Source organism: Pedobacter africanus (genome assembly GCF_040548825.1).
GTDB lineage: Bacteria > Bacteroidota > Bacteroidia > Sphingobacteriales > Sphingobacteriaceae > Pedobacter > Pedobacter africanus_A.
This window is the reverse complement of sequence record NZ_JBEPSL010000004.1, coordinates 93,487-105,658: the sequence shown is the minus strand read 5'-3', so window position 1 is coordinate 105,658 and position 12,172 is coordinate 93,487. Positions and strand designations below refer to the sequence as shown.

General features: G+C 44.1%; 7 protein-coding genes. 5 read left to right on the top strand and 2 right to left on the bottom strand.

Going from position 1 to position 12,172, the window contains the following annotated elements:
• The first annotated feature begins 1 nt into the window (after position 1).
• The 3 genes from ABIE26_RS20075 (at position 2) to ABIE26_RS20065 (ending at position 1,511) form a co-directional block, all read left to right on the top strand.
• Positions 2-253 carry a DUF1456 family protein gene (locus tag ABIE26_RS20075; RefSeq protein WP_310145181.1) on the top strand — a complete coding sequence of 84 codons (252 nt, stop codon included), beginning with the start codon at positions 2-4 and terminating at the stop codon, positions 251-253.
• A gap of 326 nt (positions 254-579) precedes the next feature.
• Entirely contained in the window at positions 580-1,299 is a 720-nt protein-coding gene (locus ABIE26_RS20070; RefSeq protein WP_310145180.1) for a DUF2975 domain-containing protein, read from the top strand.
• A gap of 2 nt (positions 1,300-1,301) precedes the next feature.
• Positions 1,302-1,511, top strand: a complete 210-nt coding sequence (locus ABIE26_RS20065; RefSeq protein WP_310145179.1) for a helix-turn-helix domain-containing protein — start codon at positions 1,302-1,304, stop codon at positions 1,509-1,511.
• Here the strand turns inward: ABIE26_RS20065 and ABIE26_RS20060 are convergent.
• Positions 1,508-2,116 carry an alpha-ketoglutarate-dependent dioxygenase AlkB family protein gene (locus ABIE26_RS20060; protein WP_310145178.1) on the bottom strand — a complete coding sequence of 203 codons (609 nt, stop codon included), beginning with the start codon at positions 2,114-2,116 and terminating at the stop codon, positions 1,508-1,510. The two genes, ABIE26_RS20065 and ABIE26_RS20060, sit on opposite strands and share 4 nt — an antisense overlap.
• A gap of 4 nt (positions 2,117-2,120) precedes the next feature.
• A complete protein-coding gene (locus tag ABIE26_RS20055) occupies positions 2,121-2,834 on the bottom strand; it encodes a 2OG-Fe(II) oxygenase (protein WP_310145177.1) in 714 nt (237 codons plus the stop codon).
• A 462-nt stretch (positions 2,835-3,296) separates the two neighbouring features.
• Between ABIE26_RS20055 and ABIE26_RS20050 the strand changes: the two genes are divergently transcribed.
• Together ABIE26_RS20050 and ABIE26_RS20045 are read left to right on the top strand one after the other, a co-directional pair.
• Positions 3,297-4,244, top strand: coding sequence for a helix-turn-helix domain-containing protein (locus ABIE26_RS20050; protein WP_310145176.1), 948 nt, complete (start codon positions 3,297-3,299; stop codon positions 4,242-4,244).
• 120 nt (positions 4,245-4,364) lie between these two features.
• The gene (locus ABIE26_RS20045) at positions 4,365-12,170 is read left to right on the top strand and encodes an MBG domain-containing protein (RefSeq protein ID WP_310145175.1); all 7,806 of its coding nucleotides are present in this window, start codon (positions 4,365-4,367) and stop codon (positions 12,168-12,170) included.
• The last annotated feature ends 2 nt before the right edge of the window (positions 12,171-12,172 follow it).

Sequence of the window (12,172 nt, the reverse complement as noted above, 5' to 3'; positions counted from 1 at the left end):
TATGAGCAATAATGATATTTTTAAAAAGCTGCGGGTAGCTTTGTCACTTACCAACGATGACATTATAAAAATAATGGGGCTGGTAAATTTTAAGGTAAGTAAAAGTGAGCTTGGAGATATTTTCAGAAGTAGTGACCATCCCAATTTCAAACCTTGTGGTGATCAGATCCTGCGTAATTTCTTAAACGGGCTGGTGATCTACAAACGCGGCCCGAGGCCAGCTAAGCAGGAGCCATCTAAGCCGGGTGCTTAACATTCATTAAGAAGTGAATTTCACATTATTCAATAAATATTTATTGTAAATCAATAAATATTTATTGAATAATGTTTATACTTGTGGTGTAAACCTACAAGATTATGAAATTTAACTTTCTCCGCAGACGCTTAAACAATTTTCTGTTTGCCTTTTCGGTCTTCCTGCTTATTATTGGGTATGGCTTGATTTCAAACTTTCATTATTCTGATTTTTCTTACTGTCAGATAACAAGCAGGCTTCAGCCTATCGACCCGGTTGTATCAGATTCTTTGCCGAATTACAAATACAGGCAACTGACGGATAGCATCCAGCAAACCCGAAAAATGAAAAACGGAATGCGTACCTCATGGAGTGTTGATCCCTGGTTTACAGGATTTTTGATACAAAAGCGATGTGATACCTGCAAGACTTTTTTCGGGTTTTTTGATCAAAAAACCGAAATGGATTATCTGATCAGGCTCAAATGGTGGCAACTAGACACGGGAGCTCGTAATAATCCAACTATATATTATGTAAAAAATGGACAATCATTTTTAAGAAAGGGGATTTGTAAATTAAAAAAAGTAGATCAGAACAAGATTTCTGAATTTACCTGTCGTGAAGCGGATGTTCCTGTGCCTTTCCGTTATGACAAGGAAAAGCAAAATATGATGATTCCGGTAACCAAGATAACACTGGATATTGTAAAGCCAATTTTTGCTGTGCTGGGCATAGGATTGTCGCTTTTTTACATTAGTTTCATGTTGGTGAGTTTTTTTAAAATGCTTTTGGATATTTGTAAAGGAGATCCATTTTCAGAAATGAATCTTATTCGTCTGAGAAACCTAATGTTGGGTTGTTTTTTACCTCCTATAATTGGTTTTTCCTTAAACCTATTGCTCCGACTGGTCTTTTACAACTATTTTACGCCAGATATCAGGCTTAGCCCGGAAGCCTGGAAAGGTTTTGCGGAGCCATTTGCCATCGGGATTATTTTTGCAACATTGTACATCGCCTTTAAGAAAGGCAAGCAATTGAAAGAAGAACACGACTTAACTATTTAAAGATGCCTATAATCGTAAACATTGACGTAATGCTGGCCAGGAGAAAAATGTCATTAACTGAGCTTAGCGAAAAAGTAGGCATCACCATGTCAAATCTTTCGATTCTAAAAACCGGGAAGGCCAAGGCCATACGCATTGAAACTTTAGATGCCATTTGCAGGGCGCTGGACTGCCAGCCAGGCGACATTCTGGAATATAGCGATCAGGCTTAGGTAACAATAGTCCGGAAGGTAAGGTTTACCCGGGGCTTATGAACCAGTTTGGTAGGAGGAAGCCTATGCAGCCAATTGGTTTGAGTGGCATCTTTCATTACCAGTAAACTGCCATGTTCCAGGATCAGAGAAATGTTTTCCTTGGTTTGCTTATGTTTAAAAGAGAATTTCCGTTCTGCACCGAAGCTTAGCGAGCCGATTGCACCGTTTTTTTTCAGGTCTTTTTCTCCATCACTATGCCAGGCCATACCCTCATCACCGCTGTGGTATAAGTTGAGCAGGCAGGAGTTAAAAGTTTCGCTTGTTTTTTCTTCTGCTATGGCTTTAAGCTCCAGCAGTTCGGTTGTCCAGGGTAATGCCCTTTTGGTGGTGTTGGAATAAGTATATTCGAAATCAAGATCGCCATACCAGGCAACTTTGCGCTTCGTGAAAATATGCTTGCCTAAAATGATGGCTTCATCATTTTTCCACTCAATCTTATCCAGCAAAGCATTCAGGTAATGGTTTGCTTTCTGCGGGGGCATTAATTTGCCGTAGTAAAGTACCGTACCGCCATAGGGCAATAGGTTTTGGGAACCTTTAAATTCTGTATTAAATAAATCCATTTTTTTAACTCAACGCGTCATGAAAAATGATGCCTAAAGTATGCCTGTTGCCGCTGTGCAGCTCGCTTACCCCATGCTTCATGTTTACCCTGTAATAGCCTTTGCTTCCTTTTACAGGCCTAAAGTTAGTGGTAAATAACAACATATCTCCTTTTTTGGGCTTAAGTACAATCGCTTTTGATTGAGCCCGTGGAATTTGTTCGGTCATTACAAATTCGCCTCCGGTAAAATCCTGATCAGGTTCGTTCAGGAATAATACAAGTTGGATAGGGAAATAAATGTCACCATACAAATCCTGATGCAGGGTATTGAAGCCTCCTTTTCCGTATTTCAGAATTAATATGGTGGGTTTGGTTTGTCCGGCTTGATGGCATTGCAGTTTCAGCTCCTCATGTATCAAAGGGAAAGTTGTAGCGATGTTTAATATCTCCATCCATTTATTGGCTACCTTTGCAAGGTAGGGATATACTGTTTCCCTGATGTCGGTAATCAGCTGGGGCAGGGGGTAGCGGAAGTATTTGTATTCGCCAATCCCAAATCTGTAACGTTCCATGATCACTGTTTTACGGTACATGTTGTCTGCCGCGTACAGCCCTTTAAGTGCTTCACATTGTGATGTGTTCAATACGTTCTCAACAATAGAAAAGCCTTTGGTATGAAGATTTTCAGCAATCTCATCCCAGTTTTTTGCCTGCAGCTGTTTAATGATATCTTCCATCTTTAAATGATTTGATACAAATATGAGAGGAGAGGATTGGTTTGAAAACCCGTTTCTTGCGTATTTGTTGTTGAATTCCAGGCCTGCATATTACTTTTCGATAGTTTAGGTTATTGACATTTCATAAAAATTAAACCCTGTTACTCAATGGTATTGATTTCTTAATAGCGGAATATAGTGGCCATATAATGAAAAACCTATATCTTTCCGCTTTGTATGGGCTTTTTGAACTTCCTGACTAGTATAGTCTGCTTTTTTTTGTTCCTGTTTTCATTTAACCTGTTTTTCGCAAAACGGGGTAGCAGGACCTTAAATTGTTTACTCGGAGTTATATTTTTTTCCAGGTTTGGGCAGATGCTGGTCTTGCTATTGGTTCATTCGAAACAGCAAGCCTATTTTTCTTTTTTTCACCAGTTGTTTACTCCGCTGTATTTTGCAGCGCCGGCATGTTTTTTTCTGTATGTGAAACACTTTATAAGTGATGATAAACGGTTGTCGGTTCTTGAGTGGCTGCATTTTATTCCCGTTGTATTATTCATCATCCATGTATTGCCCCTGGGATTTGGGCCGTTTATTGACTGGGACTCCATTTTGAAGCAGATTACAAACAATAAACAGCTGTTCATTACAGAAAGAAGCGGGCTTTTGCCGGCGTACTTTTATTACATTGGGAGGCCTTTATTGGTATTAGGATACCTGGCTGCAGCCTGGTGTGTGGTGCTGCGATCAGCAAAGCTAAAAGCTGTAAAAGACGAAGATCCAGGCAAGCGCTGGATACTTATTTTAATAAGGGCAGCTACTTTTTTTCAGCTCATCAGTTTTATCCCTTTGATTTCCGGGGGCTTACAACCCGCTCACCCCAATTCTGTATATGTAATTATTGGTTGCCTGGTAATGCTGTTTGTTATGGTATTTGTGCTTCACAGGCCAGAAATCTTTTACCGTTATCTGTTTATGCCGGCCGACAGCGGCTTAGCCAAAGTGGAGGACATCAAGACGCAACAGGCTGAACTGGTTACTGTTCCGGCCAGCCCTACAAAAAAGACCAACTTATTACCTGCAGAATTGTGTTCCGAATACGCCAGGATGATGCAAGCCTTTATGGAAAATAATAAGGCTTATCTGATAGCCGATTTTCAGATTGTAGATTTGGCTACTGCAGTTGATATACCGGTTCATCACTGCTCTTTCATCGTGAACAACCATATAGGGAAAAATTTCCGCGATTGGATCAATGGTTACAGGGTAAGGCATTTTATGGAGCAATACCCATTAAAATCAGAAAAAATGACTATTGAGGCTATTGCCCAGGAGTCAGGCTTTAAAAGCCTTAGTACATTTTATAATGCTTTTAAAAAAGAGACAGGCTTAATGCCCAAAGCTTATTTTTCTCAGAAAAAAGGTTCTTAACTGCAAAATTTCTATTGCAACCATTGAATAGTTAGAGAAAATTGATGCTCTGTTTTAACTATTACTATAATAGGTTCAATAGTTTTGGCTGCATCTAAAATAACTCTTATTCCTCCCTGTATGAAAAGAACTTTACTCCCTTGCATTCCTGGTAAAATGGAAACTGCCAGAAAAATGCTGCTAACATTCATGTTGTCCCTTTTATCAATAACGACATTTTCTCAGACTCAGTTTTGGTCAGACAACTTTGAAGATGCTGGTGCTCCTTCTTCTGGGACACGAACCCCTTCGGTCGAAAATAGCTGGGGATCACCGGCAACACGTTATTTTTTTAGAACAGATGCTGTTCCGTCAACAAGTATTATGCTTCAAAACGGAGCTTATATCGGAATGGAAGGAAGTAAATGCTGGGCTGCTGAAGATATTGATGCAGCACTTACCGGAGTAAACGGCGGCCAAAGCCCTGAGCAAAATATTACCTGGACATCCATCAATATTTCCGGAAAAACAGGAATGACTTTCAAAGGATTATTTGCCGCAGAAAATTCAGGCACTACCTGGGAAGGCCCAGCTATTGCCCCTGCAGACTTTATGCTGGTAGAATATCGAATTGACGGTGGTGCCTGGATCAGCCTAGTCCGTTTTTTTTCCAACAATACTCTTAACGGTCAGCTGGCACTAGAAATAACGGGAGATGACTTGGCGGAAGGCGCATTACTGACCAAAACTTTCACCGAATACTCTGGTGTTATTACAGGTACAGGAACAACTTTAGAGTTGCGGTTTAGGGGCTCTTCCAATGGCGCAGCTACAGAAGAGTTCGCTATTGACAATTTCCGTTTGTTCGAAACCCCAACTTGTACAGCACCCACAATTACCGCAAACCCTCCAAACAGAACAATATGTAATGGTAACAACACTACTTTTACTTCTAATGCTACCGGAGCCACCGGTTTTCAATGGCAGGTAAATACCGGGTCCGGATTTACGGATATTACCAATGGCGGGGTATATTCAAACGCGACAACAAATGTTTTGACTATTACAGGGGCACTTGCTACGATGAGTGGATACACGTATCGCTGTAAAGCAATTAACGGTACGTCTTCTTGTTTTACCAATTCCAACCAGGCCACATTAACCATTTCTAATATTACAGCCTCAACCGCAAAAAGTGATGTTTTGTGTTACGGTTCCAGTACCGGCTCTGCGGCTGTATCACCTACCGGAGGTATAGGTTCCTACACTTACAGCTGGTCACCATCTGGCGGCACCGGTTCAATTGCAACCGGCCTTGCCGCGGGTACTTATACCGTAACAATTACTGATGCCATCTTATGCCAGATTACAAAAACCTTTGTCATCAATCAGCCTGCGGCAGCATTAAGCGCTGCAGCTGGTGGCGGTAAAACCGATGTTTCCTGCTTTGGGGGATCTAATGGTACAGCAACGGTAGCACCAACAGGAGGAACACCTGCCTATACTTATTCATGGTCTCCAAGTGGTGGAACGGCTGCTACAGCTACAGGTCTTGCTGCGGGTAGCTATACCTGTACAATTACAGACGCAAATAATTGCCAAACCACGAGAACTTTTACCATTAACCAGCCTGCATCAGCATTAAATACTACTGCAGGTAGCAAAACAGATGTTTCCTGTAACGGAGGGAACAACGGCACAGCTACTGTATCGCCAACGGGTGGTACACCAGGCTATACTTACAGCTGGTCTCCAAGTGGTGGAACAGCTGCTACGGCGACCGGCCTTGCAGTGGGTACTTATACGGTAACCGTAACAGATGCCAATGGCTGTCAGGGTACCAAAACCTTTACCATCACTCAACCTACTGCTTTAAATACCACCGCTGGAAGTAAAACCGATGTTTCTTGCAGGGGTGGTTCTAATGGTACGGCAACCGTATCTCCAACTGGGGGAACACCATCATATACTTATAGTTGGGCACCAAGTGGTGGAACCAATGCCACAGCTACTGGCCTTGCAGCAGGAACCTATACAGTTACGGTTACAGATGCTAATGGTTGTCAGGGCACCAAAACTTTTACCATTAACCAGCCTGCATCAGCATTAAATACTACTGCAGGTAGCAAAACAGATGTTTCCTGTAACGGAGGGAACAACGGCACAGCTACTGTATCTCCAACAGGTGGTACACCTGGCTACACTTATTCCTGGGCGCCAAGTGGAGGCACAGCTGCTACGGCGACCGGCCTTGCAGTGGGTACTTATACGGTAACCGTAACAGATGCCAATGGCTGTCAGGGTACCAAAACCTTTACTATCACTCAACCTACTGCTTTAAATACCACCGCTGGAAGTAAAACCGATGTTTCTTGCAGGGGTGGTTCTAATGGTACGGCAACCGTATCTCCAACTGGGGGAACACCATCATATACTTATAGTTGGGCACCAAGTGGTGGAACCAATGCCACAGCTACTGGCCTTGCCGCAGGAACCTATACAGTTACGGTTACAGATGCTAATGGTTGTCAGGGCACCAAAACTTTTACCATTAACCAGCCTGCATCAGCATTAAATACTACTGCAGGTAGCAAAACCGATGTTTCTTGTAACGGAGGGAACAACGGAACAGCTACTGTATCTCCAACAGGCGGTACACCAGGCTATACTTACAGCTGGTCTCCAAGCGGAGGTACTGCTGCTACGGCAACCGGCCTTGCAGTGGGTACTTATACGGTAACTGTAACAGATGCCAATGGCTGTCAGGGCACCAAAACCTTTACCATTACTCAACCTACTGCGTTAAATACCACAGCTGGAAGTAAAACCGATGTTTCCTGTAAGGGTGGTTCCAATGGTACAGCAACAGTAGCACCCACGGGTGGAACACCATCTTATACTTATAGCTGGTCTCCAAGTGGAGGTACCGCTGCTACCGCAACCGGCCTTGCCGCAGGAACCTATACCTGTACCATTACTGATGCGAACGCTTGCCAAACTACAAGAACCTTCACCATCAATGAGCCAGCAACGGCATTAAGTGTAGCCACAGGCGGCGGTAAGACGGATGTTTCTTGTAATGGCGGTTCTAATGGTACCGCAACTGTAGCGCCAACCGGGGGAACGCCATCCTATACTTACAGCTGGGCGCCAAGTGGAGGTACCGCTGCTACGGCAACCGGCCTTGCAGCAGGAACTTATACCGTTACTGTTACCGATGCCAATGGCTGTCAGGCACAAAGGACTTTTGTTATTAACCAGCCTACAGTTGTAACTTTAGCTGGCATAAGCCTAACTGCAGCAACTACAGCTGTTTCTTATAACCAAACGGTTAGTGCTACAGGGGCAAGCGGCAGCTATACTTACGCAGTAACCTCAGGCGCATTGCCGCAGGGATTAACACTCTCGGCAAGCGGAACCTTATCAGGCAGCCCAACAGAAGCAGGAACCTTTATCTTTGATATTACTGCTACTGATGCCGCCTGCAGCAATACCGGAACGGGCAATTTTAGCCTGAATGTAAATAAAGGCAGCCAATCCATCTCATTTGGCACCATTGCCTCAAAAACATATGGAGAAGCCGATTTCAGTTTAGGAAATGCAAATACTTCGGCAGGCCTGGCCATTACCTATACTGCAACAGATCCGACCGTAGTTTCCATCACCGGAAATACCGCACATATACTAAAAGCAGGAAGTACAGATATTACAGCAAGCCAAACGGGAAATGCGGACTATAACGCAGCTCCAGACGTGGTACAAAGCCTGTCTGTAGCTAAAGCAAACCTGACTGTGACCAATACTGACCGTTCTAAAATATACGGAACTGCACTTGTCGATGCTGATTTTGCAGGAAGTATTACCGGTATTCAAAATGGTGATAACATTACTTTAACCAGGAACAGTACCGGAGCAGTAGCGACAGCCGCTGCAGGTTCAACCTATTCGATTGTAGCTACACTGGCCGATCCGGATAGCAAACTGAGCAACTATACGGTAAACAATCCAAACGGTACGCTGACTGTAAGCCAAAAAGCCCTGACCGTCACTGCTGATAACCGCAATAAAACCTATGGTGATGCAGTGATTTTTGCAGGCACGGAGTTTACCACAACTGGTCTGGTTAACGGCAATACGGTTACAGGTGTAACTTTAAACAGTACGGGTGCAGCAGCTACTGCAACAGTGGCTGGTTCCACTTATCCTATTGTGCCATCGGCTGCAAGCGGAACAGGATTGAGCAACTATGACATTACCTATGTAAACGGTGCTTTGACGGTAACCAACAAAGGACTTACCGTTACTGCTGATAACCGTAGCAAAACCTATGGTGATGCAGTAACCTTTGCAGGCACAGAGTTTACAACAACAGGCCTCATTAACGGCAATACCGTTACCGGTGTAACTTTAAACAGTACGGGTGCAGCAGCTAATGCAACGGTAGCTGGCTCAACATACCCAATTGTGCCATCCGCTGCAAGCGGAACAGGACTGAGTAACTATGACATCACTTATGTAAACGGTGCATTAACGGTCGACAAGGCAAGCCTAGTTGTGGCCAATACTGATCGTTCTAAAGTTTATGGAAGCGCACTTGCAGATGCTGATTTTTCAGGAAGTATTACCGGTATTCAGAACAGTGACAACATCACCTTAACAAGAAACAGTACAGGCGCAGTAGCAACTGCGGCTGCAGGTTCAACTTACCCGATCGTAGCTACACTGGCTGACCCAGATAGCAAACTGAGCAACTATATGGTAAACAATCCAAACGGTACGCTGGCTGTAAACCAAAAAGCCCTGACCATCACCGCTGACAACCGCAGCAAAACTTATGGTGAGGCCATAACCTTTGCAGGCACAGAGTTTACAACAACAGGCCTCATTAACGGCAATACCGTTACTGGTGTAACTTTAAACAGTACGGGTGCTGCCGCTACAGCAACAGTAGCTGGTTCCACTTATCCTATCGTGGCAACAGCTGCAAGCGGAACAGGATTGAGCAACTATGACATTACTTATGTAAATGGTGCTTTAACGGTTAACAAGGCAAACCTGACTGTGGCCAATACCGATCGTTCTAAAGTTTATGGAACCGCACTTGCAGATGCTGACTTTGCTGGAAGCTTTACTGGTATTCAGAATGCTGACAACATTACTTTAACCAGGAACAGTACCGGAGCAGCAGCAACTGCCACTGCAGGATCAACCTATCCAATTGTAGCTACACTGGCCGACCCGGATAGCAAACTGAGCAACTATATGGTAAACAATCCAAACGGTACGCTGACTGTAACACAAAAACCGCTGACCATTACAGCCGATAACCGCAACAAAACTTATGGTGAGGCCATAACCTTTGCAGGCACAGAGTTTACAACAACAGGCCTCATTAACGGCAATACCGTTACTGGTGTAATTTTAAGCAGTACGGGTGCTGCCGCTACAGCAACAGTAGCTGGTTCCACTTATCCTATCGTGGCAACAGCTGCAAGCGGAACAGGATTGAGCAACTACGATATTACTTATGTAAACGGTGCATTAACTGTTAACAAGGCAAGCCTAGTTGTGGCTAATGCTGATCGTTCTAAAATTTATGGAACCGCACTTGCAGATGTTGATTTTGCTGGAAGCATTATCGGTATTCAGAACAGTGACAACATCACCTTAACAAGAAACAGTACAGGCGCAGCAGCAACAGCCGCTGCAGGTTCAACTTACCCGATTGTTGCTACACTGGCTGACCCAGATAGCAAACTGAGCAACTATATGGTAAACAATCCAAACGGTACGCTGGCTGTAAACCAAAAAGCCCTGACCATCACCGCTGACAACCGCAGCAAAACTTATGGTGAGGCCATAACCTTTGCAGGCACAGAGTTTACAACAACAGGCCTCATTAACGGCAATACCGTTACTGGTGTAACTTTAAACAGTACGGGTGCTGCCGCTACAGCAACAGTAGCTGGTTCCACTTATCCTATCGTGGCAACAGCTGCAAGCGGAACAGGATTGAGCAACTACGATATTACTTATGTAAATGGTGCATTAACTGTTAACAAGGCAAGCCTAGTTGTGGCCAATACTGATCGTTCTAAAGTTTATGGAAGCGCACTTGCAGATGCTGATTTTTCAGGAAGCATTATCGGTATTCAGAACAGTGACAACATCACCTTAACAAGAAACAGTACAGGCGCAGTAGCAACTGCGGCTGCAGGTTCAACTTACCCGATCGTAGCTACACTGGCCGACCCGGATAGCAAACTAGGTAACTATACGGTAAGCAATCCAAATGGTACACTGACTATAACACAAAAAGCACTGACCATAACCGCTGATAACCGCAGCAAAACCTATGGTGAGGCTATAACCTTTACAGGAACTGAGTTTACAGCGACTGGTTTGGTTAATGGCAATACCGTTACCGGTATAATTTTAAGCAGTACAGGTGCAGTAGCTACGGCAACAGTTACAGGCTCAACATACCCGATTGTAGCATCGGCGGCAACAGGAACTGGCCTGGGTAACTACAGCATCAGTTATAACAATGGAGCTTTAACCGTAAATAAGAAAGCCCTGGCCATTACTGCCGATAACAAAGAGCGGTTTGCCGGCACAGCCAATCCTGCACTTACGGCAAGCTATTCAGGCTTTGTGAACGGCGAAACCAATACGGTGTTAACTACAGCGCCAACAGTAAGCACTACTGCTACGCTTGCAAGCCCGGTAGGAGACTACCCGATTACAGCCATCGGAGCTGCAGCAGTGAACTATAGCTTCAATTACGTAGCAGGTACACTTAAAGTAAAAGGAGGTGCACCAACCAACATCAGTCTGGCCGGGGTAATCCTTTACGAGAACAGTGCGGGTGGTAGCAATGCCGGCACCCTGAGCAGCACTTCGGATGATCCGAGTGCTACCTTTACTTATACACTGGTTGCGGGTACAGGCGATGCCGACAATGCACTTTTTGCTGTTAGCGGCAACAAGATCAATACTGCAGCAGCACTTAACTTTGAAAACAAAGCCAGCTATAGTGTACGTGTAAAAAGCACTACACAATATGGCTTGAGCCTGGAAAAAGTGTTGAACATAGCTTTAAGTGATGTGAATGAAATTCCAACGCTGGCTACAATAAATAATCAAACCATCTGCTTTACTACAGCAGCGCAAACAGTAGCTTTAACCGGTATCAGTTCCGGGCCTGAAACTGCACAAACCACAACATTAACAGTGAGCAGCAGCAATGCCAACCTGTTTGATGCCCTAACGGTTAGCGGAACTGGTGCAACCGGAAGCCTTAACTATCGCATTAAAGCAGGGGTTGTAGCCGGAACTGCCACAGTTACAGTAACCGTTAAAGACAATGGCGGCACTGCCAATGGTGGTACAGATACCTTTACCCAGAGTTTTGTGATTACTGTGAATGCCCTGCCGGTTGTTTCTATAAACAGCGATAAAGGGATTTCAATTAGCAAAGGCGAAACAGCTGTACTTACTGCAACAGGAGGCACCAATTATGTGTGGGCAGATGCTAACGGAATCGTACGTGGGAAAAACACTGCTACATTGGAAGTACGGCCAAGCCAAACCACTACTTACACTGTCACGGTTACCAATGCCAGCGGATGTAGCGAAATCAAATCAATCACCATTACAGTTGTAGAAGATTACGCTAAAATCACTGCAACCAATATCATGAGTCCGAATGGCGACGGGGTTAACGACAAATGGGTGATCGACAATATTGATTTTTATCCTAATAATGAAGTGAGAATCTTTAACCGCACGGGAAGATTAGTGTACAGCAAAAAGGGATATGACAACAGCTGGGATGCAACCTTGAATGGTTTGCCTTTAGCAGAAGGTACTTATTATTATATAATTGATTTTGGTGACAGAACAAGGGTGTTTAAAGGTTTCGTTACCATTGTAAGAAATGAATAAGG

What these genes read in the sequence shown, in the direction of transcription:
- ABIE26_RS20055 (WP_310145177.1), bottom strand. Translation starts at nt 2,834, where the DNA reads ATGGAAGATATCATTAAACAGCTGCAGGCAAAAAACTGGGATGAGATT.
- ABIE26_RS20060 (WP_310145178.1), bottom strand. Translation starts at nt 2,116, where the DNA reads ATGGATTTATTTAATACAGAATTTAAAGGTTCCCAAAACCTATTGCCC.
- ABIE26_RS20075 (WP_310145181.1), top strand. Translation starts at nt 2, where the DNA reads ATGAGCAATAATGATATTTTTAAAAAGCTGCGGGTAGCTTTGTCACTT.
- ABIE26_RS20065 (WP_310145179.1), top strand. Translation starts at nt 1,302, where the DNA reads ATGCCTATAATCGTAAACATTGACGTAATGCTGGCCAGGAGAAAAATG.
- ABIE26_RS20045 (WP_310145175.1), top strand. Translation starts at nt 4,365, where the DNA reads ATGAAAAGAACTTTACTCCCTTGCATTCCTGGTAAAATGGAAACTGCC.
- ABIE26_RS20070 (WP_310145180.1), top strand. Translation starts at nt 580, where the DNA reads ATGAAAAACGGAATGCGTACCTCATGGAGTGTTGATCCCTGGTTTACA.